The organism is Calothrix sp. UHCC 0171 (assembly GCF_034931845.1).
Taxonomy (GTDB): Bacteria; Cyanobacteriota; Cyanobacteriia; order Cyanobacteriales; family Nostocaceae; genus Brunnivagina.
Map to the genome: position 1 here is coordinate 27,050 of NZ_JAYGHN010000002.1, position 26,622 is coordinate 53,671.

Consider the following 26,622-nt stretch of genomic DNA (forward strand, 5'->3'; position numbering starts at 1 on the left):
GGATATCCCCATGTCTTTTGTCCCTAATTACTTCTCCCTCCGCCTAAGGTTTCAAAGAAACGAATAAACGATTGTACGTCAAAGAAAGGTCTAGTAATTGTACTTAGGACGTTAGTAATTTTACCCAGTAAGTTTCGACCTACCACAATAACATCATTATCTTGCAGTGGCACGTTTTGTGTTACATCTCCTTGAAGTGCCCTCTTCGCATCGATTCGCTGGGTGACAGCCTTTCCTCGTTCGGGATCAAAGCGAATTAAAGCAATGTCACGAAGGTTAGAATTTTCGGGATTAATTCCCGCGATCGCATCGACGAAACTGCTCCCATTTGGCAATGCTTGAGTGACTAAACCACCGGCGGCATAGTTAAGAATACGGATGCGGATTTGGGGTACAGCCAGGGAAGAACGGGCAATTAAATTGCGATCGTAACCATCATCGGTACCGACTTCTCGCCGGGGTATGACAATCGCATCACCATCTTGCAAACGTAAATTAGGCAAAGAACCACCATTTTGCAAAGATGCATATAAATTCAAATTTTGGGAAATTACTGTCCCATCCACCAATCTTCGCCGTACCTGTACCTGGCGCAAATCAGCCATCATTGTTGAACCACCTGCCGACAACAAAGCATCTGTAACACGGGGTATTGATGAAGTTGCTGGGTAAATTCCTGGTCGAAAAACTTCACCACTAACGGTTATTTGTACCGGGCGAGGAGAAAATAATGATACCGTTACAACTGGGTCTACAAGAATTTTGCTCAGTCCCAAACGTACTTTTTCTTGCGCTTCCTCCAATGTCAAACCCTTTACGGAAACAGTTCCCAATAAAGGTACGGTAATATTACCTTCGGGATTGACCTGCGACTGGAAATTTTGGTCGGGACGTTGATTAGTTAAAGATAACGCCACTACAGGGTTGACAACATATTGATTATATGCAATACGAATCCTTTCCTGTGCTTCTTGTAGCGATAGATTCTGCAACTGCACTGTCCCTAATAACGGGACAACAATATTTCCTTCCGGATTTATTTGGGCTTGAAAGCTCAAATCTGGAAAACGCTGTACTATGACGCTAATGGCATCCCCTTGCCCCAAGCGAAAGCGACCTGGAGGACGCTGTACTAGTATATTGATTGAATCTCCCACACCCAAATAGTAGCGATTGAACTGCGGGGAAATCCCGTCATTAAAATCTAATGGTGTAGACTCAATATTGGATGGGGGGGAAGCTGGTTGTAAAGGGGATTCTGTCTCCTCAGGTAAAACCGGAATTGGTTGCCCTGGCGGCGGCACTTGGGATAACTGGTTATTCTGAGCAAAAGCTGGTTGAGCTAAGGTTGCGAAGAAAACGCCTGCCTGAAGACTGGCAAAACAGAAAGCACGGAATGCAAGCATGTTCCAAATCTGAGCCATAAATATTTGGTGCAACATTGGTGTAACATTTGGTGTCCGTACAGCCAATTAGAAGTTTTACCCAACTATTAAGCTTTGGAGCGCCGAGAGGCTATTTTACTCTCGAAATCTAGAAAGTGTCTCCTAGCTGGAGCGGATATTTTATACAAAACCTCTATTTACTTATATTTTGGACTTGGCTGGAGCATCAAGTTGAGTTCTACCAACTTTCTTCACAAAAGATTTTTATAGGTATAGATTCTTTTTTTCCAGGTGTTTGTTAATATTAGTTAAATTTTTATTCAAAAAGACCACTATGGCTCTATATGCGGAATTGCATCGGCATCTTGGGGGTTCGGTAGTACCTCGCGTGTTATGGCGATACTTCCAGCGTCATTCTGAGGAAATGATTTCCCGCTTTAGTGACTATCCGGCGTTTGAAGAATTTTATACAAAACCCCGTAATACTCTTGATGAATATCTGGAATTACACACTTTAGTGGAAAGCGTGCAAACGGTAGAAACTTTGCCTTATTTTATTTATCGTTTGCTGCGGGGGGCTTATATTTTCGAGAATTTGGCATACTTGGAATTGCGTTATACTCCCTACCTACGGACTCCTGAACATTTGAGTCAAGGGGAACGGATTGATAAAATGGCGGAAATTGTGGATGTGGTGGGAAAAGCTAGCCAAATCCCTGAATATCCAATTGTCACAAGTCAAATCCTCTGTATGCACTCGCGTTTACCTTATGAGGTGAATAAGGCAATTGTTGATTTGGCTGTACAAAGTCAAAAATTCGTCTGCGCGGTAGATGTGGCGGGGGGCGATCGCTATTATGCTGAGAGGTTAGATGAATGGTTGCAGTTGTATGAATATGCCCTGTCTTTGGGTGTGAAGACAACCGGGCATCTCTACGAAACTACCGCCGGCTGCTATCCGGAGTTGATACCATTGTTGCAGCGAATTGGACATGGTATCCAAATTCCTTTACTGTATCCGGAATTATTACCAGATTTGGCACGTCGGGGACAATGTTTGGAGGTTTGTCCCACTACCTATATTAAGACGGGTACTTTGGATGATATTCGCCAGTTGAAGACGGTGTTTGATAAGTGTTTTGAAGCAGGTGTGGATATTGCCATTTGCACTGATAATGCGGGTTTACATAATGTGCGTTTGCCATTTGAATATGAAAATCTCTTGACTTACGACATTATTAGTTTTCAGCAGTTACAAGCTTGTCAAGATGCAGCTTTTAAACATGCATTTGCTTCACCTTACCAACAGCGCCCCGCGTCATTGTTGAGTGGGATGTTGAATCCGCCACCTGCGAAAGTAGCCGCAAATCGAGAATGATTGGGGAATTTGCAAAATAATATAATCACCACCTTTCTGTATCAGCCTCAATTATCTTCTGATGCAAGCAAATGCCTTGAATATATGAATTTGTTTCTATCTGTGTATTCTGCGGGTACACAGAGTTTTTTTTGATGGAGGGTTTATAGAACTTCTGCAATTTGTCATAAAAATTAAAACTTTGAAAATTTGAAAATCGGTATAGGTGTTTACTCATAACCTAAAATAAAGGTTATGGCATCCACGATTCAAACTTTACCCAACGAAGTCGTACATCTAATTGCGGCAGGCGAAGTAATTGACTCGTTTGCGGCTGTAGTGCGGGAATTAGTCGAAAATTCTCTTGATGCAGGTGCAAATCGAATAGTAGTGTATTTACATCCAGAGCAGTGGCGAGTTCGCGTAGTCGATAACGGTTGCGGAATGAACTACGAAGATTTACAAAATGCCGCGATCGCTCACAGTACGAGTAAAATACATCAAGGTGCAGATTTATGGAATGTTCGCAGTTTGGGGTTTCGTGGTGAAGCTTTACACAGTTTAACGACGTTGGCAAATTTAGAAATTTTCAGTCGGACTTCCCATCATACCTTTCTTCCCCATTTTACCCAGATTCCAACATCCAATAACACATCACGAAATGATGATGGATGTGGATGGAGAGTAGTATATGGTCAAGGTGGTAAAGTATTAGAAATCGAAGCAACTGCGATCGCACCTGGTACAGTAGTCACAGTCTCGAATCTATTTGGTAATTGTCCGGAAAGACGGCAGGGTTTACCAAATATCTCACAGCAAATGAAAGCTGTACAAGCAATTATTTACCAAATTGCCCTATGTCATCCCCAAGTTGCTTGGCAAATTTGGCAAAGCGATCGCATTTGGTTTAATCTGAGTCCAGCGACGACAATGGGGAAATTACTACCCCAAATATTACACCAAGTCCGTCAAGGTGATTTACACGAAGTTCAAGTTGAATTACCATCGCCTCAAACACAAACAGTCTTACAATTCACACCAGAATCAACGCCAGGGCTTGCACATCGTCAACTTTCTCCCCTACCCCTGCACAGCCTCCATCTAGTTGCAGGACTTCCTGATAGATGTCACCGTCATCGCCCCGACTGGGTGAGAATTGCGGTTAATAAACGTATGGTGAAAGTCTCAGAACTAGAACAAGCTGTATTTAGTGCCTTTCATCGTACATTACCACGCGATCGCTTTCCTGTGTGTTTGTTACATTTACAAATTTCTCCTGAACATATCAACTGGAATCGCAATCCCGCAAAAAGCGAAATTTATCTGAATCATCTCGAATTTTGGCAAGAACAAGTTACCCAAGCCATAGAACAATCCTTACGGATTAACTCCGATACCATTCACACATCGGTTCACACTAGCCGAGTGACTAAATTAATTAAAGTCGCCGAAGCCGAAAATTCCTACAATCCCAATCGTTCAATTCAACCTCAATCCCCAGAACATCACCAAATCAGCAATCGAGAGAATGGGAATCACGGTGAACCCAGGCGGGAAAATCAAGAAAATATTGAAAGACATCCAAATTCTCAATCTTGTCCACAACAATTATTGAAAGCAGTCGCCCAAATCAACAACATGTACATAGTTGTCGAACATCCAGGTGGACTCTGGTTAGTCGAACAACATATCGCCCACGAACGAGTATTATACGAACAAATATGCGATCGCTGGCAATTGATTGCGATCGAACCACCATTAATTTTATTTCAACTAACAGCCGCACAAGTCGAACAACTACAGCGTATCGGCTTAGATATCCAACCCTTTGGAGAAAAACTTTGGGCTGTACGTACTATTCCCGCAATGCTCAAAGAACGAAAAGATTGTCACGAAGCCATCTTAGAATTAAGTCAAGGTGGTGATTTAAAAGCTGCACAAGTCGCTGTTGCTTGTCGTAGCGCAATTCGTAATGGCACAGTTCTGACTTTACCAGAAATGCAAACCTTATTAGAACAGTGGCAAAATACCCGAAACCCCCGCACTTGTCCCCACGGTAGACCAATTTGTTTGTCTCTACCAGAATCATCCCTATCACGTTATTTTAAACGACATTGGGTAGTTGGAAAAAGTCATGGAATTTAAAAAATGCATATCGCATCATGTATAGTCGTGCCTCAAATAGTGGTTTGAGTCAATTTTTCAGCCCTTTCATTCCCAAATTCAAATTTCTTGGAAAAGCCCTTGTAATTAATAGAGATTGTGCTAAGATGTTTAATCGTGGACAGCAAGGGTCGATGCCCGAGTGGTTAATGGGGGCGGACTGTAAATCCGCTGCGAAAGCTACGCTGGTTCAAATCCAGCTCGGCCCACATCCAAACTGTTAGAAGTTAAAAGCTTTAAAAGGCTAATTTTTAATGTTACAATTAAATCCTAGCCTTTATGCTGACTTCAAGCTTTATTTCAATTGCCCATGTAGCTCAGTGGTAGAGCACACCCTTGGTAAGGGTGAGGTCACGAGTTCAATCCCCGTCATGGGCTTATTTAACTTTTGGTGATTTCTGGTAGTTAGGCAACTGCGGCAACTGCCGGTGTATTTTTTTCTTTTATCAATTTTAATATTTCTCCACACCAGTTTTAACATAATTATTAAGACGAAGCTGATGACTATGCAATTTCAAGGCTCTTTCAGTTGTCAGTAATTTCGACATGATATAGATGATGCGTGTGTAAATTCAATTACTAAATACTTACAGAATTTTTACTTAGGTGTCATAGTTACTTCACATTTATTTGATATAGTTAGATTAATGCAAACATTTAGTTTGCTCCTCACACCACACCATAGCTCCCTTTTCAATTTTGAATTAGGGGGCTTTTTTTATTGCTGTTGCTGTTGCTCTTGTGACAATACGGTTAAGCAAAAATGGCTATTAGCGGTTAGCTTGTAGCTTTTAGAATCAATAGCGTATAGACGATTAAGTCTTATTCTTACCCTTTTCCTCCCTAACCGAACTGTATTGGGTGTTATGATATCAATTCCAGTTCAGAAGTTATGGCTCATTTTTCTCTGTTTCGGATTATAAGCACGTAATTGTATCAATAATTATCCCAATTTGAGTTACCAATTTTTTGAGAATGAAAGATTATTTTTACACTAGTTATTTTCATTTTATTCTCATTATTTAAATTACTAATTTTCATTTTTCAATCATAATATTATCACTTGTATTCCAGTTCAATAAATCACAGTGCGATCGCTTTACTTTGAGCTTAAATATATGTATAGTTAGAATATTAAAATGAAGGGGAGTAGCTAGCTGACACATACAGATAACTAAAGATTAGTTCTGAAATTGTCAGTTCATTTGAGTCAACATACTGGTGATGAACCTGGTTCAAATGGCAAAGTTAACGTCAAAAGTTAAAAGTTAGTAATTAAGTAAATAAGTAAATATAATTAACTACTAACTAATAACAAATAAACAATAATTGCAAGCAAGACCTTCACTAAGTTCACACATATATCAATGTGTAGAGCTTGGTGAGGTCTTTGTTAGCTTCATCAAGCTCTCCACGCAACAACTCAAAAGGAGCTTGAGAGTGCTAACAGCCTTCACTGCGGGATTGACAGTTATTACTGCTTCAGAATTACTCGATAAAACATTTTTTATTGCTATGTATTTAGCCATGAAACATTCACGTTGGCTAATATTTAGTGCTGCGACATCAGCCTTAGCGGCAATGACAATACTTTCGGTAGCTCTAGGTCAATTCGCATCATTTTTACCTAAAAATATTGTACACCATTTAGAAATTGCTTTATTTCTAGGCTTCGGATTAAAATTAATTTATGATGCCTATAAGATGCCCGTAAAAAATAACTGCGATCGCATTCTGGAAGAGGCAGAAGAAGCAGTTGACAAAGCAGAAGGAAAACTCGTAACCCAAACTAATTGGGGAATCTGGCTCGAAGGATTTTTATTGACATTTATTGCTGAATGGGGTGACAGAACCCAACTTGCAACTATCTCCCTGGCAATTAACAACAACCCATTTGGAGTCACCGCAGGAGGCGTTTTAGGACATGCCATTTGTACCGTAATTGCTGTCACCTGTGGGAAAATGCTCTGTGGACGCATCACAGAACGTCAACTAACTTTTGTCGGTGGAGGTTTATTTATACTGTTTGGAATTTTGGCAATCTTTGAAAAAAATTAGGAACTAGAAATTAGGGATAAAGGTAAAATCAGAGATTACCTTTTCCCTTTTCCCCACTTCCCCCTCTAGGATTTCCAATCAGCTAATAAATTTGGATATTTCACTGGTGTCGGAAAAATTCCCCGTAAACTAGCTTGACGTTGTGGCATAGATTCTTTACTCATATTCCAGAGAGTTTCATAGAAAAAGAACGAGACACCAGCGAACTTGCGATCGCGTACACTTTTAACTTGTGTCTCTATCTGTTGCATCGGCACAAATTTACCCTTCAAGCCACTAATAATGCCAATACTTACGGGAATGTGACTACGTGCAGCTTTCACTTCTGGTCGTTCTAATTCGCTATTAAATACCTTTAAATCATTGCGGTATATTTGCAAAACTAATTCTTCAACTAATCCCATTCTTTCCCATCTTGCCCAATCTGCTAAATAAAAGTCATAGGAAAAGCGCTGTGGATTTGGTGCCACGGAAATTATGCAATCTTTTTTGACAGCTTTAACAGCCTTAAACACCTGCTTCATATAGTTGGTAATTTTGTTTGCCCGCCAACGTAACCATTCTGCGTCTTGAGGATTCTTTGGTGGCAATTTACCCCGATGTTCTTTTTTGTACATCGCTACCGTGTAGGAATCATATCCTAATTCCGCCGGCAAACCAAAATGGTCATCGAATTGAATCCCATCAACATCGTAATTTTTGACAATCTCGACAATTAAATCTTGGATAAATTGCTGGACATCAGGACGAAAAGGATTCAACCAGACGCGATCGTGAGTACCCTCTTTCCAAATTTGCGTACCATCTCGACGACTAGTTAACCACTGGGGACGACGTTTGGCTAGCTGCGAATCTGCGGGAGCCATAAACCCAAACTCAAACCAGGGAATCACTGTTAAACCCTTCTCATGTCCCTTTTCCACCACTTCTTTGAGCATGTCGCGCCCTTGTAACCCCGGTTCGGGATCGAGTCCTTTACCAATAACCCGTTCCGCAACCTTACTAGGATAAAGTGTCCAACCCCAGTTCCACACCGTTGGATACACAATATTGAAATTTAGATTTTTGAGACTTTGCAAAGCATTATCTAAGCGTTTTTTCTCAAACAGAACATTACTATCAATATTAGTTAACCATACTCCTCGCAATTCAGTTCTGGGCAAACGCGAAGCCATTTGTGCCGAAAGTGGCAAAGAAAAGAGCATCGTTATAGCCATACTCAAAGCCACTAACCCAGTCAAAAAACCTCGCTTGCGACTCCACTTGACAAACCAATTCATATGTAATTTTCGTGTAATTTTCGCAAAAATTCATTACTACCGCATGATAAAACTACGACTGTACATAATGCAAAGAAGTTGCATATTCTTTTCCCCATTAACTTTGTCCACTTCTAGTAATTAAGTAAATTCCTCAGCTAATACGTATCTTTTCGGTGTGGGGTCATGCACCTCACCCTCATCTTCCAGACCCTGATTAAAATCGACCTAAGGTTATCCCAAATACATGTCAACAAAATTACCCACTTGCCAAATTAAATTGCCAAACATATGGGTAATTTTGCTGATATTTTTATTAGTTTGCATTATTTTTTTAACAAACTCAGGGTGTGTGATGATAGGTTTAGTTAATTCACAAAACAGCGTGGTAAATACCACAGCAGCCATCAAGACACTGGCAAGAGCAATAATAGTTGCTGGTGGTGATTTTTCATTACTTTTAGCTTGCTGTAACTCTTCCAAACGACAGCAAGATGTTCTGAGTTTGTTAAAAGAATATTCACCAGTTGATATTGAGGAAATTATTATTCCCCCAAGTAGTGATACCCTATTCACAACTATTCGCACAAAAATTGGTTCGTCTCAACCCGAAGCGTTAATGATTAGAGGCTTGGAGTCGGTGACTGCCATTAATCAGCTAATTGTTTCCACAAACTTAATGCGCGATGAGTTACGAAAACAATTCCATTTCCCTCTAGTGTTGTGGGTTAATGACGATATTTTACGGAGACTTGTTTGGCTAGCACCCGACTTGAAAGATTGGGCGGCATGTACAATTAGATTTGATCTTAATCAAGCACAGTTAGCAAAAGCAGAACCGATTTCGGCTTAAAATTCAGTTTTTGCTACTATTAGAATTAATAATTAGGTTTATATTTATCCAAGAATTTTTGGATAAATATAAAATCGGCTATGAAGACATCACCCGTCTTTCTAAATACTGCCCAATCATAATTTCCTCACCTGCACGGGAAATGATCGTCTGACGAGTACGATAATTACTACCAATCAATTTAATCTCTTCCTCATACGTCGAACCACCATATTCGGTATGCAAATGCATAGTTTTTAATTCACGCATGAAATATTCCGCAGCTACGGGTTTAGATGTTGCAAACCCTCTATCTCGAAACAAAATATTTTCCCGAACCCCAAACACTGTTGAACCCGTCACAGGTTTTCTACCGGGTTTGGAATAGTTACTTATCCAACTGACTTGGGAACCGCAAACTAAAGCACTCGTATCAGCTAACTCATGCTTTTGAGCTAGTTGAACCAGTTCCGTGCTTCCTTTTTCTAAAAATGCGATCGCAATATCACTAATTACTTCTTCAACCTCACCACTCTTGAGGGTATAGTAGCGCCGCTCAGAACGCCAATTACCCTCTGTCTCTCGAAAAAAACTCTCTACCAACGATTCTAGGTCGTACTGTGCAATCTGTACAGGGGTTGTCATGAAGTCTAGTACCTCTTTCACTATGACACATTCACGAAGCTTAAATTGAGTCAAGCTCCTCACTCAGATAATTACAAATCTTAACATTAAAAAATGTTTAGTTTGTTCAAAATTGATCAATGGGAGATATATTTTGTGAACTAGAACTTGCAGTCTATGTATGATTGGAATGCCTGTTTCACGTATCGAAGGTGTACTTACATCGACTGCCAGTTTTTCTTCAACAAAGCTGTAAAAGTTGCGTAGCCTTGAGAAAATCCAGGTGGGTCTGGGATAAAATATTCTGGAAATTCTTGATAAGGTCGCCAAGGTTCTGATGAATTATGAATTATGCATTATGCCAGAGGTGCAAAGCGCAGTCGGTAGAACCTGGTAATTTCCATGTCATTTGACCAGTGGTCTCGTTGTTCATACTTGTTCTCCTTTTGTATTGGATAACTGTACAATTGATATTGATAACCACAATTAACGGTTACAATTTACGGTACAGTTTTTACGGATTGTGACAGACCACCAGAAAAAAGCTGTCAATCACGATACCTTTTTGCTTAAATTTGCTTGCTGAGATTTGTTACTGGGAATTGCTAGTACAAGAACACAGAATAGAAGACAGAATCAATAATCCTTGAACTGAAAGGCTTTTAGTTACGATGAGCAATGGATTTTTCATTTCAGCCTAGATTACTTTTTTATGACTTTTTGTGACAGCGATCGCCTGCAAACACCAAAACTATAGTTTCGCCAGATCAAAAAAAACATCACCTACAGGGCTAATCTAAAACTAATTCCCAAGAACTGTATGTCCATGCAAGTAGTGCAACTTTGGGGCAAGTGCATTTCTGCAAATCTTTATCCTGAGAATGATTTATTAAGCAAACTTGACACAGCAGTACAAATATACTATAAGTATATTGGCATTAAGGGAGTTTTAGTTTCTCGGCAAATAAGTAGGATGATACTAAATGCTTAAATTGAAGAAAGTAGGTTTCTTTGCACTTCAGATTTAGTTGATAAATCGCCCCTAATTAAGACCGATTTAAATACTCACATATTGATCAGATTGTATTGCTGAGTACAGAATATAAAAGTATTTAAAATACCAATTATTTTTTGATTATTTTGAGGAAATTTTCCGTAATTTAAATTTTGGAACTGTATTATTATCAGAGGTTCTATTTTCTATCATCAGAGATAATTTTACTTAGTAGAAAGCAATCACGATTTTCTGAGCTTTTAGACTTACTTGATTCTTGTTTACTGAGATTTCTTGCCAGAAAAGTGTTCTAAATTTGATACAAGCTGCATACCAAAGAGAAACAGGACTTATAACAGGAAAGACTCAACTAAAAAATCTCGATCTTCGTTATTAATGATTAATTTAGTGAGATTGATTGGAAATTGGCACTAGTTTCAGATGGATACGGGAATATGAAAATTAAAGCGTCAGGGAGCAATAAACTTGATGAAAAATATTGTGAAACCGTTGCGATCGCTATTTTTCAGAAAATTACGCATTAAAAAGTCACAAACTCAGGATTTACAAGCCCAAAACTCACAAGCCCAAGATTCACATCTTAGTTCGGATACTGTTACTATTTTATTGCCAATGGAAAATGAAGTTCAAAATGCGGTATCTGCTTTAATTGCGGCTTTGAACGAACCAGAATTATGCTACAGCGCCGTTATCGCATTGGGAAACATTGGTATTGCCGCAGAAGCCTCTGTTCCTGCTTTGCTAAATACTTTACAAAATGAAAGTGTTACTATTCGCGTCACTGTGATTGAATCACTTTGTAAGATTGGTTTAACGAAAACAATTCCTTCATTAATTTTAGCTTTAGAGGATACATCTCCAGAAGTGCGTGCTAGTGCTGCTTTTGCATTGGGTTGTTTTCATCAAAAAGCGAAAGCTGCTGTCGAGCCACTAATTCTCACTTTACATGATCAAGATGATTGGGTCAGAACAAATGCTGCTGAAGCTTTGAGTCGAATAAAAGATGCCAAAATTGCTATTCCGGCTTTAATTCTGGCTTTACAAGATAGTTATCCCAGAGTTCGGAGTAAAGCTGCTTTAGCATTAGCAAATATTGGCAAACCCAGTGAGGTAATTCCTGCTTTAGTTGCTATTTTTGCAGATCAAGATGCACGGGTTCGTGCTGCTGTAGCTGATGCTTTAGGTTCTTTTGGTGAGGAAGGAAAAATTGCTGCTTGTGTTTTAGTTTCTGCTTTGGAAGATAGTAATGTTTATGTTCGTATTAATACTGCGAAAGCATTAATTAAAATGGGTTTGAAAATTCCCACAAGTATGGGTATTTTGATGGATGTATTTGAGAGTGAAGATAATCAAGTTTGTGTGAATGCAGCATTAAACTTGGGTATTATTGCTTTGAATATTCAAGAAAAAGCTAGTAAATTATCGATTGTGGAACTGGAACAGGTTATCTCTAGTTTGACTGCCTTTTGTGATGTTTTGCAAGTCAAGAATTTTGATTCAACAGAGTTTGTTTTGGTATTGCTGAATGATGCATTGAAATGCTTGAGAAGGGAGAGAAAGAGTAGGGGTAAATAAAAGAGGGCAGTAACCATAAACGTTAATTGTCTCATCCTTATAATCGGTAATTTCTCTCAAGAATTTAGTAAATTTACCTACCCAAAAATCCCATTATATCTTCGCAATTACTATTTCTTAATCAACACTGACAAAAGTGGCAATGTCACATAAAGCTTTCCAAGTTTGATTGCCAATTATTCCATCAACTGCCAACTTTCGGGTGCGTTGAACGTTTTTAATTGCATTTTCTGTATTGATGCCAAAATCCCCATCAACTGCACCACCATACAAACCATTATCTTTTAGGACTTCCTGAACCATCGCGACTAATTCGCTTTTAATCCCGCGACGCAATAAAGGTTTACCTACAGGCGCTTTTGCATGGAGAGACTTCCAAACCATTTCATCAGCAATACCAGTTTGTTTGAGAAAAAATTGATACTGCACAGTTTCAACAGCATGTTCAGTTTCCGAGCCAAAAATACCATTTATAGGAAATCTATCGACTCCTGGAAGTCTGGGGTTCAATAATTTTTGTAGTTCTTTGACTTTTTCACCCTCCGAACCGATTTTTAACGTGGGGAAGCTACCGGAAATTTCTGCTGGCATAATTTTGACCTGCGTGCATTTTTATTTACTACCCCATCGTCTTTTGAATGCGTTCCGGAAGTTTTGGATAAGATGACAACTATACTATTGCGAAACTATTGCTAATTTTACGAAAACCATTGTTTTTTCTCCCTTGCTGTCACAATAAATTGAATGCGATCGCGCTGATGTACCATTTCACCCACACTAGAACCTTTGTCAAAAATCGCACCTGTTGGACAAGCATTAACGCATTTACCACAGGATGTACAACTTAGAGAAGTTCCCCAAGGTTGGTTGACATCGGTGATAACGTGGGAGTTTTTCCCCCTGCCCGCCATATCCCAAGTATGCGCTCCTTCAATTTCATCACAAACACGTACACAGCGAGTACAAAGGACACATCGGTTATGGTCAACACCAAAGCGATCGTGGGAAATATCTACCTGACGTTGAGGAAATTGGTATTCTAAACGGACATGATTCATCCCCATTTCAATTGCTAAATCTTGTAATTCACAATTGCCATTGGCGACACAGACTGAGCAAACATGATTACCTTCTGCAAACAACATTTCCACAATTGTGCGTCGGTATTTCTGCAATCTTTCTGTATTAGTTTTTACTTCTATCCCTTCAGCCACTTGCGTCACACAAGCTGGTGAAAGCTTATTACTACCTGCAATTTCTACCAAACATAACCGACAAGCACCAATATCAGAAACACCTTCTAAATGGCAAAGTGTGGGAATATGAATACCTGCATCCTGTGCTGCTTGGAGAATCGTTTCTTCCTCACGCGCACTAATTAATTGGTCATTGATTATTAAAGTTTTTACCGCCATTTAGTCACCTCAAATTGAAAATTTGTAGGATAGATAATTAGTGTTTAGCTTCTACTAGAAAACTTGGGGAAATGGGTTCACCAGCTATATGGAAAATATCTAAATCAGAAGAATATTTCTGTGCAACCTTATTTCATACTAATAGATACAAGGAGACATTTATCAAAAAAAATCTATATGAAATAAAGTTAAGATAAGTGAAGCTTGATGCAGGATACCGATTAGAAAACTGCTGGATTGGCGATCGCACTTGCTTCAATCTCAATAAACGCAATAATTCCTGGCTTACATAGCCTGTACTGAAACTAGATAACTCCCGCATTTTCCCCTAAAACCGAACAAATGCGATCGCACTGTGTAAATACGGTTACTTAGCATTTTTAAGCAGGTTATAACTGTTACAAGAAAATTGTTATCAAGAACATATGAGTTTACTTAATAAAATCACGGGCAGTTTACAGCAGTCAGGAAAGTTTATTCAAGGAATGCTTGAAGATTATATTTCTTTTGCTCCACAATCAAAAGAATTGATATTGAAGAAAAAAACGGTTTTGTCACTTTGCCAACAAGCAGAGTCGAGGGTTGAGCAAATAAAAAGTTTAGAACCAGACACAGAGGAAGGATTAATTGCCACAGTTGAGGTTAATAAAATTCAAATAAAATTGCATTTTATGCCTGAAAAAATTACCTTACATAAAGATTATTTGCAAGGTGAAATTCGTTTGTTAAATCCTCCTAAATTCGAAACTGAGTCACTGATATATCGTTCCTTAATTGCCGGGTGGCAGATATTTTTAGGAGGTAAAATACCTAATGGAGTTTTACCGGAAGAAGTCAGAGTCGAGAAAGATAAAATATACTATAAACTTCCTCGTCAGCAATTACAGTTAATAGATATTCTTTTTCATACCCTTGAAAGTAATTCTGCTTTATTTACAAATGTTAAACAAGGAGAGTTAACTATTCAGAGTTCAGTCACCTTGAATTGGAGCGATTTAAAATTGCAAAATATCTTACAACTTTTGCAGAAATGAAATAGTTTTAAACCTATTGCCAATGAAATTTTAATATTACAGGGGAAGCCGTCAAATTCGGATTATTGCGATCGCTCGACTTTTAACACAGTCGCTACAAGAATTCTGAGTTTTTATGAATTATCTACTTTGCATCGTAACTCAACACAAGATTTCTGGTTTATAAGAACATTTAATGTTGGGTTATACTTCATTTCACCCAACCTACTGAAATTCTAAATTTAGTGACTATCCTGCGGGAACTACCGGCTAAATTAAGTTTGAGATTAATTTTTATAACCTCGTTGGGTATCTTAATGATAGTAGTAATCTTAGAAAAAAGATATGACTGAGAATAGCACTAGAAATAATCCAATTGAGATGGCTCAAGAAATGGCTCAAGCGGCTAAAGCTGCACTACAATCTTTTATCGAAAAGATAAAATCTGCCCAGCGTCAAAAATTTGTTTTCCTTTTAGTTGGACGAACAGGAGTCGGTAAGTCAAGTACCGTGAATTCACTGATGGGTAAGGAAATCGCTCAAGTAGGAGATGATGAAGCAACAACAATGGATGTTAAAGCATATGACGGAGAAATTAATAATATTGAATTTACTATTTTTGATACACCAGGATTATGTGACGATGTAGAAGAGGCAGGGAATGATAAAAATTACTTAGAATTGATGCAATCAAAAGTAAGCGAACTAGACTTAATGTGGTTTGTTAGTCGTCTTGATGAGACAAGGGTGACAGGTGATGAGAAACGAGGAATTAAGCTGATTTCAGAAGCATTTACGCCTAAGATATGGGAACACGCTATTATTGTTTTTACTTATGCTAATTCTGTTAAGCCGGAGAAATATAAAGAAAAATTAGCAAAAAGAACAGAATTGATTAGAAAAGAAATTTCCAAATTTACCGATGATGAAATAGCCAATAATATTCCGTCTTTAGCTGTAGATAATGAATGTAGGACAACCCCAGATGGTAAAGAGTGGTTAGGAGAACTTTACACGCAAATTTTTGCTAGGATGAACGAAAAAGGCATATTACCTTTTTTAATTGCTACAGCAGATAGAATAAATAAATCAAGAAAAAATCAAGAATCCAAAGACCCGAACTGGCGATTTTATGGTGAAGATGAACAATGTGTAGGTGTAGGTGCACAATATGAAATTCCAAAAATAAACTTTGATGACATACAAAAAAATATAATTAAAAAAAAGATGATTGATGCTGGAATTATTCCTGCTCTCATGTTAGGAGGTGCGGCAATAGGTAGTGTATTTGGTCCAGTTGGAACTGTAATTGGAGGTGCTGTTGGTGCTGCCGTTGGTTGCGTAAGCTGGCTTTGGGATTAATCAATTATGATAGCGGATTTATCAAAAGTTCGATGAGATTGTCTGTAAGGATTCGATGGTTTTAATAATAAAAAACTTAGGAATATAATGGAAGCATCTTGCTCCCTACTGCATCCAAAATACATACAAAAAAGCGGGCAAGATGCCCGCACTACAAAAACCTAACCCAATCCAGAAATCAAATCATTCTTAACTTGCCCGATCGCACTATCCAATTTACTGGCATCTCGTCCTTCTAATCAACCTCAAAAAGAATACGAGAAAGTCCCGATTGACGAATAATTGACCGTAAAGTACCTGTTTTCAATTCATCATAATCTGGTACAGGAACAGTTACAGTTGAACCTTCGATTTGTAATTGCATAATAATATGGCTACCACGTTGACGTACCTGGATAAAACCATTTTGCTCAAGGATTTTACAGACTTCCCTACCTGAAAGAATACGCAATTTACCCAACGCTCACTTCTAAGCGTGTTACAAATACTTCCGTATGTACCCTCTCTTCAATCTCAGAGCTAGATGCAGTTTCAAAAAATAATTCTACTGCTTCGACTAAATTATCCCTTGCTTCTTCAATTGTTTTACCTTGACTAGCAATATCTAATTCTGGGCAAAGTGCAACGTACCAGTCATCTTCACGTTCAACGATCGCAGTAAATTGTTTTTTCTGTTTCATTTTCTGTCTTTGATTATATAAAGTATTGTAGATGCTGAAAAGCGGGCAAGATGCCCGCACTACAAAAACTAACCTAAACCAGAAATCAAATCATTCTTAGCTTGCTCGATCGCACTATCCAATTTACTGGCATCTCGTCCCCCTGCTTGGGCTAAATTTGGTTTTCCACCGCCTCCACCACCGCAAATTTTGGCAATTCCCCCAATAAATTTACCTGCAAGAAGTCCTTTTTTATTCACGTCTGCACCGAAGGCAGCAACTAAGCTAACTTTTCCTTCTTCCGGCACTGAACCAAGAACGACGGCAGCATTTGTACCGAGTTTTTGCTGCAATCTTTCCCCTGCGGTTTGTAATGATGCTGCGTCAACGTTATCTATGCGGGCAACAAGTATTTTAAATGCGCCGATGGTTTCCGCATTTGCTAACAAACTGTCGGATTTGGCGATCGCAAGTTCTCCTTTCAAGCTACCGACTTCTTTTTGCAAGTTTTTGACTTCGTTTTGCAATCCAGTGATTCTTTCGGAAATTTCGTCGGGTTTGACTTTAAAGCGATCGCTCAAATCTTTAACAACTTTATCCCGGACATTTAGGTAGTCTAAAATTGCGCTACCGGAAACCGCTTCAATTCGGCGGACACCGGAGGAAATTCCCGTTTCGGAGATAATTTTAAATACACCTATTTCCGCAGTATTACTGACGTGAGTTCCTCCGCATAATTCCATGGAAACGCCTGCAAAATCAATTACCCGGACTTCATCGCCGTATTTTTCCCCAAACATGGCGGTAGCGCCTTTTTCTTTTGCTTCTGCTAAGGGTAAGACTTCGATTTTGGCGGGATATGCCTCGGCAATCCAGGTGTTTACTTGTTCTTCGACTTGTTGGACTTCTTCGAGTGTGAGTGCGCGAGGACAATTAAAGTCGAACCGCAAGCGATCGAAACTTACTAAGGAACCCGCTTGAGAAATGCCGTCATCGACAATTTTCTTCAATGCTGCTTGTAATAGGTGCGTTGCGGTATGGTTTGCTTGGGCACGACGACGACAGGCGCGATCAATTTGAGCCGTGACAGTGTCTCCGACTCGGATTGTTCCCCGTTCCACTCGTCCAAAATGCACAAAAAAGTCGGATTCTTTTTTCACATCTTCGATGCGGATAACGATTCCGTCACCGGAAATGTAACCCCTGTCGCCGATTTGTCCCCCTGATTCTGCGTAGAAGGGGGTTTTGTCGAGGAGAATTTGGATTTCGGTTCCGGCTTCGGCTTCTTCTTCGGCAACTCCATTGATTAAAATGGCTTCAACTTTGGAGGTAGCGACGGGTTCTGTATAACCGACGAAATCAGTGACTGTAATATGTTCGGCTAATTTGTCGAGGGTTCCCTGGACGGTTAAATCAATGGTTTCATGGGCATCTCGTCCCATTTGTTTTTGTTTTTCCATCTCCTCAACAAAGCCAGTTTCATCGATCGCCAAACCGTTTTCTGTGGCAATTTCGGCGGTAAGTTCTTGGGGAAAACCGTAGGTGTCGTAGAGTTTGAAGACATCAACACCGCTAATTGTAGTTTGATTTTCCTGTTTGGCTTTATTAATGATGTCTTCGAGTAATTTTTCACCCCGTTCTAAGGTTTTGAGGAAGTTGCTTTCTTCCCGTTGCAATTCAGCTTTGATGGCATTTTCCCGCTTCCTGACTCCAGGATAAGCAGATTCTGAGAGTGCAATTGCGGTTTCGGCGACTTGGGTAGTGAATTCCCCGGAAATGCCCACTAATCTCCCATGACGGACAACACGACGAATCAAACGACGTAAAATATAACCCCGTCCCGTATTGGAGGCGCGGATTTCATCGGCAATCATGTGGACAACTGAGCGAATATGGTCGCCGATGACTTTTAATGATATTTTGGTTTTCTCGTCAGCTTTGGTATATTCAATCCCGGCAATGTCCGCCGCAGTTTTGATGATGGGGAATATTAAATCAGTTTCGTAGTTGTTGGGGACTTGTTGGAGAATTTGTGCCATTCTCTCTAAACCCATCCCCGTATCTATATTCTTATTGGTAAGTGGGGTTAAGTTTCCGGCTGCATCTTTGTTGTATTGCATGAACACCAGGTTATAAAACTCGATAAACCGGGTGTCATCTTCTAAGTCGATATTGTCGTCCCCAAGTTCGGGATGGAAGTCGTAGTATATCTCCGAACAAGGACCGCAGGGACCAGTGGGACCAGATTCCCAAAAGTTATCTTTTTTACCCATGCGTTGAATCCGCTTTACAGTGACACCTATTTGATCGCGCCAAATTGCAAAAGCTTCGTCGTCTTCTTCAAAAACGCTGACTACCAAACGTTCTTTGGGTAAACCAAATACTTGCGTAGAGATTTCCCAACCCCAAGCGATCGCTTGTTCTTTAAAATAATCACCAAAACTAAAATTACCCAACATTTCAAAAAATGTGTGGTGACGCTTAGTCACACCGACATTTTCAATATCGTTGGTGCGGATACATTTTTGCGAAGTCGTCGCCCGTTTAAATTCCGGAGTGCGCTGTCCTAAGAATATCGGTTTAAATGGTAGCATCCCCGCAATCGTCAGCAGTACCGTAGGGTCTTCTGGCACGAGAGAGGCACTTGGTAGCACTTGGTGTCCGCGTTGTGCAAAGAAGTCAAGGAATTTTTGGCGAATGTCGCTACCACTTAGGTACTGTGAGTTGGAAGACATGGGACTTTTATTAACTAGGGAATGGGCATTAAGCATTGGGAAGGGAGTCGGTTATGGCAACTCCCTGATTGGGCATGGAGATAGTTAATTGACTCCGAGACTAATATCGTTTAGTTATCTCCGATGGAAAAACTACAGCCCATGCCCTATTCCCAATATTCTATTTATGACAAAGTATGCCGTAGAGAAGCCTCTCAATGCCATAAAATCAATAAAATTATTTTTTAGTCATTTGCCGACTCGGTGATTTCATCGGTACTTTGCCATATCTTGACATTTTTATGGAAGTCATAACCATATATGTCCCAATAATCAAGAGTATTGTGACACTAAGGAAGTTGCACAGTCTTCCCACTTTCGGGTGATGTAACGGTTACGTTAGCTTCATTAAGATAATACAGTTCTGAGTCATTACTTAGCGATCGCTAATCACATAACTACTAGATTTATATTTCGATTTCCGCAATTTCCCGTACATTGGTTGCATTTACTCAAATTTTTCGCCAAATTTTTACTGAGGTCGTTTTCTTTTATGGCACTAAAATTAAATGTTCCCGATATTTCTTGTAATCATTGTGCTGAGACAATTACTGAATCAATTCAGGTTGTAGAGCCAAATGCGAAGATAAATATAGATGTGAATGCAAAAACTGTAATTGTAGAATCGTCGGCATCGGCAGAGTCGATTAGACAGGCAATTGTTGCAGCTGGCTACACCATAGATGTTGAACAATAGTTATCTGAACTACAATTTTTGCCAACATCTGGGAATTTTCGATTGTGTTTGTCCAAGATATTATTTACTTGCTAATTACGTAAGAATGAGTATTACAAGGAAAATACAGTAGTATATTTATACTTCGTAAGATTATTCAGTATTTTTACTGTTTAAAAAAAATAAGTAAAAGCCGACAGTAGGTAGCATAAGAATTAACCCCGATAGTTAGAGGAGATATTAGATTATCAAGAGGTGACTAAAATTAGAAATAGCTCAGGGTACTAGCGGTAATAACTGAGAATATGGGGTATTACCCCTCAGTAAAAACCCGTTTGTATTCAGTAATTACAAGGAGTGCTAGTAGATTTGATAGTGTTTATTCTGATTAAGTAGAAACAGGGCAGAAAGCAAAGCATGAACATATCCATTCTGGTCTTTGGAAGCGATCGCTTTTTCGCAACACTTCCGGATCGGAGTCGCGATCATAGCGCTTTTAAGATTGAAATTATCGCCAATTTGAATCAGGCTGTAGCTCGCATTCAACATGCGCCACCTGATGTCATCATTGTGCAAGCTAGCTTGGATGGCAGCATGGGATTGTGCTGTTGGCTCAAAGAACAGACAAAGTTATCGTGGATCCATTGCATCCTTCTAGAAGATCGCAGCCATGTACTAGCAGAACGTAGTCATCGTGGTTATTCCTGGGAATCCGAAATGGTTTCCGCAGCATTACGTCAAGGTGCTGATGCTTATATATGGTGGCTTCCAGAAAATGCCAATAGTGATTCGTTGGTAGAATCCTCTGCTAGAGGAAACTTACTGCTTGCTCAATTGACGGTAGGCTTACGAAAAGCACACAAATATCGCGATCTGATTCGCACAAACGATTTATTAAGCGCCATCGCCTTATCAGATGCGCTGACAGAATTAAATAATCGTCGTGCTTTGGAATGGGATTTACCCCGGCAAATTAACAAAGCACGGACTCAAAATTCACCTTTGAGTTTAATTATTCTGGACGTAGATTACTTTAAAAAAGTTAATGACACCTACGGACATTTAGTTGGTGACAGACTACTACAACTGTTATGTATGCGGTTGAAGAAAAATTTGCGCTTTCATGAAACACCTTTCCGCTATGGGGGAGAGGAATTTGTCATTATTTTAGATAATACAACTTGTAAAGAAGCGCTAGTGGTGGCAAAGCGCCTCAACCGTATCGTCAGTGAACAGCCATTTGCGATCAATAATACCCTGGCAATTAAAGTCACCATTAGCTTGGGAACAGTTTGTTTGTGTGATGACGACGATGCTAAAGGTATTAGCTTGTTGCACCGTGCTGACGAGTATTTATTAGAAGCAAAAGCATCAGGACGCGATCGCGTTATCGGTTGTGATGCCCATGTATCCCATCGATCGCATTTGCGAGCTGTTTCATCTTAAGTCATGGGAATTGGACAAAAAATATTGAGCCAAAGATTATGATTCAACACTCAATACATTAATACATTCCTCAACCGATGCACGTTGCTGCATAGTTGTGACTAAGGTTTGATAGGCTAACCAATTTTCTTCGATGATAGTTTTTGCTTGCAGGGCAGAAAATCTTTGTTTTTGCTCGCAAGTAGATTCCACAAAACCTAAACTCTTCAATACTCCTGCCAGCTTGGTTTTATCATCCTTACCCCCTTCGGCATTACTATAAACTATTGTTTCTGCGGCAATACCTGCCATCCATACCGTACAATATCGATCCAACATTTGGGCGGTAATTTTTCCCTGCTGAAGTTGTGTTGCTAACTGAGCATCATTAAAACTCACGCCGCCTTGTCCAGTTTGTCCTTGTTTTAAAGCTTCCCAAGCGCTGAGAGTGTAGCCAGTAATGGGAATGCCTAACTTGTAAGCTACCAAAAAATGCCCCGCTTCATGATGGGCAATACGTTCTCGATGTGCTGGTGAAAATCCCGCAACCCAATCAATAAATACGTTTCCCCCTTTACCTTGAAGTGCAAAGCTATCGAGGGTGGCAATACCTAGAATGGTAAAAGTGGCAACGGCTGGGACTGCTGGTGATAAGTTGATTAATGGTCCAAGTAGAGTTGATATGGTCATTAAGAAAATAGATATAGCAACTAAATTTAAAGCTGTTTGACTCATTGATGTCTGAGATTGGGAATTTATGAGTGTGTCTTAATCTTTCTTAATTATGCATTCAGTTCAGGTTTTCTGACTTTACTCAAATACTACTGTGCGATTACCATACACTAAAACACGATTTTGCAAATGCGATCGCACAGCCCTTGCCAAGACAACTCGTTCCAAATCCTTACCTTTGCGAATCAAATCTGCAACTTCGTCACGATGGCTAACCCGCACCACATCTTGCTCAATAATTGGTCCAGCATCCAAATCTGATGTGACATAATGTGCTGTCGCCCCAATAATTTTGACACCACGTTCAAAGGCTTTATGGTAAGGGTTTGCACCGACAAAAGCAGGTAAAAATGAATGATGGATATTAATTACTTGGGGGAACTGAGCCACAAAATCTGCGCTTAAAATCTGCATGTACTTTGCCAATATGACTAAGTCTATGTTGTATTGCCGCAATACTTCAAGTTGTTGGGTTTCTTGTGCGACTTTGTTTTCTTTTGTGACTGGAATATGATGGTAATCAATTCCAAATTGGTCTGCCACAAATTTTAAATTGGGATGATTGCTGATAATTAGAGGTATTTCCGCCGCAAACTCTCGTGCCCGATGTCGCCAAATTAAATCGTAGAGACAATGGTCTTGTTTACTCACCCAGATGGCAATTCGTGGGACAGTATCCGAAAAATGCAGTTCCCATTTAGCTTTTAACGGTTGAGCGAACACTTCGTGACGCTTGGCGAACTCATTAAATGTAGGTGCAATCAAATCGCGGGATAAGTTAAACCCTTCTAATTGCCATTCTAAACGGGTTAAGAACAATCCAGCCGCAAAATCTGTATGTTGATCGGCGTGAATTATATTACCTCCATTTGCATAAATAAAATTGGCGATTTTCGCAACTAGCCCTTTGTGATCAGGACAGGAAATTAGTAGAGTAGCTGTTGGACTTGTCATCAAATTATATTTATTTGCCGATTATTTACCTAATTTTTCTACTATATAAGGTTGTTTGCACAATATTTTTTGAACGTAACTTATTCTACGTATTTATCTGCCAGTAAAAAGCGTCACTTTTACAAAATCATGCTTCCAGCCAAAAATACAACATCATTAATGCTCATTATGTAGTTAATTTTACTGAAAAGCCTATGAAAAAGTTATTATAAAGCTAAATAAAACTTGGTAAAAGTAATTGTTTGAACTATATATATTGTGACAGCAATGTAACATATTTACGTAGATAATCTCATGTCAATTTTTAAAAATAGGTTTACAATGAGACAATAACTAAATCAAAATCTTCTGATTAAAATTTTGTATAATATGTAACTTATTGTGTTTAACGCTTGGGAAAAGAGTAGAGGATTATGCTCGACCAACTGTTTGTTGACAACATCACAATAATATTTTGATACGTAAACAGAGTTTCTTTTTCAGTTACTTGAGGTTTGAGATTTTCAAATTTGATATCAGTAGATGAGTAACTCAATAGGTGCTGCTTCTGTCACAGTTTAATTATTGCAGTATTGTGAATTATGATGTATTTGTTGTTAGCTTTTTATACTTTGTTAGCTGCCTTATTCTTTAAGGAATGGTTATTTTTTTTTATAAATGATCCAGAGATGAGTGTGCAAACGCGCTATATTTCTTGTGTGATATTAGTGATCGCAACTATTTTCTGGCCTCTAATTGTGCCGCTTGCTTATTTAGAATTATTGAAGTTCCACAAAAAACATAAACCAATCATCGACCTGCTTATTTCTTTACCTAATGCAAAAGTAATTGAGAATCATAGGTATTTTCAAGAAAAGATAACTGAATCTTGAAATTTACATTCCTATTTTTGAGTCATTCAAGTGCTGTATTGACTTATAAAGTGCGATGGGAAGCAAGATTAAAAATTGAAAGTTGTTGATTTTTTAGGGTGATGGAGTGAAAGTTGGTACAGGTAAAGGTGTAGAATTTGGCATTTGATTATTGGGCGGAGTATTGTTTGTTTGTTGCCATTCTGACAATTCCCGATTCACAGCATTACTGAAATCTTTGGAGACTAATAATACATTTATTTTGCCATCGGCTTGATTGCTATTTTTAGTTTGAGCATATAAAAAACGGTCGTTAAAATCAGGCTTACCCAAAATTAATTGATAATTTTTCTGGTTTTTGAGCTTAATTTCAATAGTTGCCATCGGTTGATCTAAACCGAATTCATTTAATTGGTTACTAGAAGCATCAATAACACGCTCAATTTTTCCTTGGACTAGCAAATCCATTAGATAAGATACGGATGCATTGTTTGCAGGTGAGGATACCGGCGATTTCAAAAGCCATTTTGGAGGGTTGGGACTAGTGCTGTGTTCAATAGTAATATTGAGATTACCTTGATTAATATTTAGCGATCGCACATCATCAGCAGTAAAGGTAAAAATCTGCTGTTTGTTTTCTTGTGACTCCTGACGTTGTGTCAACCCTTGACTTTCCAAAAAGTAGACAACGCTACCCAAACCCAACGCCATCAATAGCAATATTAAAGTTGTTCGTTGTAGTTTCATGAATAGTTAATGGGTATTTAATTAGGTATTTAATCGATTCGTAAACGCAAACTGTAAAGTTACATAACTTATTACTATTTCTCCCCCTCTCCCCCTCTCCCCCTCATCATCCGGTATTCAGGAGATGAAAAATTATCTTCTTTGCCACCACAGTAAACCTGCGCTGAGAAAACCCAGAAAAGGCAAAATTAATAGTGATGAGATTTGCAGCAGTATTGCTTGTGCTGTGGATAGATTAATACGTCGGTTTTTTGCTTCTTTTGGTCGAATCGAAAGGGGTTGTTGATCTTGTTGACTTAGCCAAGTGACAGAGTTGAGGAATACATCTCCATTAAGTTGTTGCTGAAATAAACCATCAGTCACAAAGTCTGAGTTTCCAATTACGACTAGACGGGATTCTTTGTTAGGTGTGGATGCATTGACTTTTTTAGTCAAAGCGATACCTAAATTAAGTGGTCCCTTAATATCTTTACCTTCGTTAAATTCTAGTTTTTCGCTTTTTTGGTCGCTTTCAGCCCAGGAATCGGGGAATGGTTTTGTAAGTAGTAATGGAGTGCTTTGGACACCGTTGACGGGGGTTGTAGCGATCGGGCGGGCAAAATTATAGTACGAGATGCTATTGCCAAAGTCTTTGGTGATGGGATGGTTGCCGTATTGGGTGACAATGATAACGGCTGGACCATACTTACCTGCGGGCTGTACAGCCAAGCGATTATCTAGTTTTACACCCCAGGCGTTGAGTAGGGGATCGAGTTTGGGGTTGGTATCGGGGTCTATCATCAGAAAGACATTTCCGCCACGATTGAGGTAGTCTTGTATGGCTTGGGCTTCGTTGTCGAAGAGGGCACGTTTTGCACCTGCAATAATAATGACGTTGGCATCTTCGGGAATTTTGCCTTGTTCTGCCAGGTTTAGCGGCTCGGTAGTGAAGTTTTTATCATTTAGGGCTTGAACTGCTTGGGAAATGGCATTTTCGCCCGGTGTCAGTTGATATTCTCCATGTCCTTGGAGAAAGTAAGCTTTGGTGGCTTTACCGGAGATAACTTGTTCTAAGCGGTTAGTCAGGCGAATTTCCGAAAGGCGATCGCTTTGATTAACTACTTGTACTAGTTTACGTTCTTGATTACTTTCTAAATAAACTTCACCTGGTTGTTTGACTCCAAATTGGCGGGCGAGAACAGGTCTAGCTTGGGGATCAATATACTCAAATTGAAATTTATCACTTTGACGACGATAATTTTCGAGTAAGTCACGGTCTTGAGGATTTTGATTAACATCAAATATGGATACTTTGACTGGTTGAGATAATTTTTTGACTAGTTCAAGGGTTTGGGGCGCGAGGCTAAATAATTTTGCTTCGGTTAAATCTGTTCGGAAGTGGTAGCGACTTCCTAAAAAATTAATTAGTCCCAATATTGCTAATACAGCTACTGTTGCTAATAATGCGTTTGTTCCTGCTTGGGTAGAACGTTTTGCCCACCACTTAGTTGTCTGACTTTGCCAGATAAACCAAGCAATGATAATAATGATTCCAGGGATTAAAAATAATAGTGGAGTAATTCCCCATTTCCCACTAATTAAACCGATGACTAAGCCTGTAGTTAGGAGGAAGGGACCAAGTAAAAATAATAGTTTCCAAGTTCTTTTGGGTTTAATTTGTTTCATTATTTAGCTATGATTTATTAATTATTGTTTATTTAGTTATTAAAGACAGAGAATATAGGCATTTTCTTTATTTATTGTCAA

The 26,622-nt window shown here is 39.1% G+C and carries 21 protein-coding genes and 2 tRNA genes; 11 read left to right on the plus strand and 12 right to left on the minus strand.

Annotated features, from left to right (window positions below; genetic code table 11):
- Positions 1 to 23: 23 nt before the first annotated feature.
- Positions 24 to 1,424 (minus strand): polysaccharide biosynthesis/export family protein, encoded by a 1,401-nt coding sequence (locus VB733_RS02150; protein ID WP_323338469.1) that lies wholly within the window; start codon positions 1,422 to 1,424, stop codon positions 24 to 26.
- 295 nt (positions 1,425 to 1,719) lie between these two features.
- Between VB733_RS02150 and VB733_RS02155 the strand changes: the two genes are divergently transcribed.
- The 5 genes from VB733_RS02155 to VB733_RS02175 all read left to right on the plus strand — a co-directional run bounded on the left by VB733_RS02155 (position 1,720) and on the right by VB733_RS02175 (position 6,963).
- Positions 1,720 to 2,763, plus strand: coding sequence for an adenosine deaminase (locus tag VB733_RS02155; protein WP_323338471.1), 1,044 nt, complete (start codon positions 1,720 to 1,722; stop codon positions 2,761 to 2,763).
- A 234-nt stretch (positions 2,764 to 2,997) separates the two neighbouring features.
- Positions 2,998 to 4,887, plus strand: a complete 1,890-nt coding sequence (mutL, locus tag VB733_RS02160; protein ID WP_323338472.1) for a DNA mismatch repair endonuclease MutL — start codon at positions 2,998 to 3,000, stop codon at positions 4,885 to 4,887.
- Between the two features lie 146 nt (positions 4,888 to 5,033).
- Positions 5,034 to 5,114: transfer RNA gene (locus VB733_RS02165), tRNA-Tyr, on the plus strand.
- A gap of 97 nt (positions 5,115 to 5,211) precedes the next feature.
- Positions 5,212 to 5,283 (plus strand) — tRNA-Thr (locus VB733_RS02170).
- Positions 5,284 to 6,345: 1,062 nt separating this feature from the next.
- Positions 6,346 to 6,963 carry a TMEM165/GDT1 family protein gene (locus VB733_RS02175; protein WP_323338473.1) on the plus strand — a complete coding sequence of 206 codons (618 nt, stop codon included), beginning with the start codon at positions 6,346 to 6,348 and terminating at the stop codon, positions 6,961 to 6,963.
- 65 nt (positions 6,964 to 7,028) lie between these two features.
- Here the strand turns inward: VB733_RS02175 and VB733_RS02180 are convergent, their stop codons facing one another.
- Entirely contained in the window at positions 7,029 to 8,243 is a 1,215-nt protein-coding gene (locus VB733_RS02180) for a glycoside hydrolase family 10 protein (RefSeq protein ID WP_323338474.1), read from the minus strand.
- A 334-nt stretch (positions 8,244 to 8,577) separates the two neighbouring features.
- On the opposite strand from VB733_RS02180, the gene VB733_RS02185 reads away from it, so the two are divergent.
- The gene (locus VB733_RS02185; protein WP_096618541.1) at positions 8,578 to 9,075 is read left to right on the plus strand and encodes a hypothetical protein; all 498 of its coding nucleotides are present in this window, start codon (positions 8,578 to 8,580) and stop codon (positions 9,073 to 9,075) included.
- Between the two features lie 78 nt (positions 9,076 to 9,153).
- On the opposite strand, the gene VB733_RS02190 is transcribed toward VB733_RS02185, so the two are convergent.
- Complete coding sequence (locus VB733_RS02190; RefSeq protein WP_323338475.1) at positions 9,154 to 9,699, minus strand: phycobiliprotein lyase; 546 nt, start codon at positions 9,697 to 9,699, stop codon at positions 9,154 to 9,156.
- Positions 9,700 to 11,161: 1,462 nt separating this feature from the next.
- Between VB733_RS02190 and VB733_RS02195 the strand changes: the two genes are divergently transcribed.
- Positions 11,162 to 12,268, plus strand: coding sequence for a HEAT repeat domain-containing protein (locus VB733_RS02195; RefSeq protein WP_323338476.1), 1,107 nt, complete (start codon positions 11,162 to 11,164; stop codon positions 12,266 to 12,268).
- 117 nt (positions 12,269 to 12,385) lie between these two features.
- Here the strand turns inward: VB733_RS02195 and VB733_RS02200 are convergent, their stop codons facing one another.
- Entirely contained in the window at positions 12,386 to 12,859 is a 474-nt protein-coding gene (locus VB733_RS02200) for a peptidoglycan-binding protein (protein WP_323338477.1), read from the minus strand.
- Between the two features lie 107 nt (positions 12,860 to 12,966).
- Positions 12,967 to 13,683: a bidirectional hydrogenase complex protein HoxU gene (gene hoxU, locus VB733_RS02205; RefSeq protein WP_323338478.1), complete on the minus strand. Its 717-nt coding sequence runs from the start codon at positions 13,681 to 13,683 to the stop codon at positions 12,967 to 12,969.
- Positions 13,684 to 14,168: 485 nt separating this feature from the next.
- On the opposite strand from hoxU, the gene VB733_RS02210 reads away from it, so the two are divergent.
- Positions 14,169 to 14,717 carry a hypothetical protein gene (locus VB733_RS02210; RefSeq protein WP_323338479.1) on the plus strand — a complete coding sequence of 183 codons (549 nt, stop codon included), beginning with the start codon at positions 14,169 to 14,171 and terminating at the stop codon, positions 14,715 to 14,717.
- Between the two features lie 324 nt (positions 14,718 to 15,041).
- A complete protein-coding gene (locus tag VB733_RS02215; RefSeq protein ID WP_323338480.1) occupies positions 15,042 to 16,058 on the plus strand; it encodes a GTPase in 1,017 nt (338 codons plus the stop codon).
- A 235-nt stretch (positions 16,059 to 16,293) separates the two neighbouring features.
- Here VB733_RS02215 and VB733_RS02220 read toward each other — a convergent pair whose 3' ends face one another.
- The 3 genes from VB733_RS02220 to alaS all read right to left on the minus strand — a co-directional run bounded on the left by VB733_RS02220 (position 16,294) and on the right by alaS (position 19,452).
- Positions 16,294 to 16,509 (minus strand): type II toxin-antitoxin system HicA family toxin, encoded by a 216-nt coding sequence (locus tag VB733_RS02220; protein WP_323338481.1) that lies wholly within the window; start codon positions 16,507 to 16,509, stop codon positions 16,294 to 16,296.
- 1 nt (position 16,510) lies between these two features.
- Positions 16,511 to 16,738, minus strand: a complete 228-nt coding sequence (locus tag VB733_RS02225) for a type II toxin-antitoxin system HicB family antitoxin (protein WP_323338482.1) — start codon at positions 16,736 to 16,738, stop codon at positions 16,511 to 16,513.
- Between the two features lie 68 nt (positions 16,739 to 16,806).
- Positions 16,807 to 19,452 (minus strand): alanine--tRNA ligase, encoded by a 2,646-nt coding sequence (gene alaS, locus VB733_RS02230; RefSeq protein ID WP_323338483.1) that lies wholly within the window; start codon positions 19,450 to 19,452, stop codon positions 16,807 to 16,809.
- 532 nt (positions 19,453 to 19,984) lie between these two features.
- On the opposite strand from alaS, the gene VB733_RS02235 reads away from it, so the two are divergent.
- Both VB733_RS02235 and VB733_RS02240 read left to right on the plus strand, forming a co-directional pair.
- Positions 19,985 to 20,188 (plus strand): heavy-metal-associated domain-containing protein, encoded by a 204-nt coding sequence (locus VB733_RS02235; RefSeq protein WP_323338484.1) that lies wholly within the window; start codon positions 19,985 to 19,987, stop codon positions 20,186 to 20,188.
- Between the two features lie 396 nt (positions 20,189 to 20,584).
- Positions 20,585 to 21,613, plus strand: coding sequence for a diguanylate cyclase (locus tag VB733_RS02240; protein ID WP_323338485.1), 1,029 nt, complete (start codon positions 20,585 to 20,587; stop codon positions 21,611 to 21,613).
- 36 nt (positions 21,614 to 21,649) lie between these two features.
- On the opposite strand, the gene VB733_RS02245 is transcribed toward VB733_RS02240, so the two are convergent.
- From VB733_RS02245 to VB733_RS02260, 4 genes are all read right to left on the minus strand, one after another.
- A complete protein-coding gene (locus tag VB733_RS02245; protein ID WP_323338486.1) occupies positions 21,650 to 22,327 on the minus strand; it encodes an ATP-dependent Zn protease in 678 nt (225 codons plus the stop codon).
- A gap of 75 nt (positions 22,328 to 22,402) precedes the next feature.
- On the minus strand, positions 22,403 to 23,278 hold the full coding sequence (gene purU / locus VB733_RS02250; RefSeq protein ID WP_323338487.1) for a formyltetrahydrofolate deformylase: 876 nt from the start codon (positions 23,276 to 23,278) through the stop codon (positions 22,403 to 22,405).
- A gap of 965 nt (positions 23,279 to 24,243) precedes the next feature.
- Positions 24,244 to 24,876, minus strand: coding sequence for a DUF4340 domain-containing protein (locus tag VB733_RS02255; protein ID WP_323338488.1), 633 nt, complete (start codon positions 24,874 to 24,876; stop codon positions 24,244 to 24,246).
- 132 nt (positions 24,877 to 25,008) lie between these two features.
- Positions 25,009 to 26,541, minus strand: a complete 1,533-nt coding sequence (locus tag VB733_RS02260; RefSeq protein WP_323338489.1) for a GldG family protein — start codon at positions 26,539 to 26,541, stop codon at positions 25,009 to 25,011.
- Positions 26,542 to 26,622 lie beyond the last annotated feature (81 nt).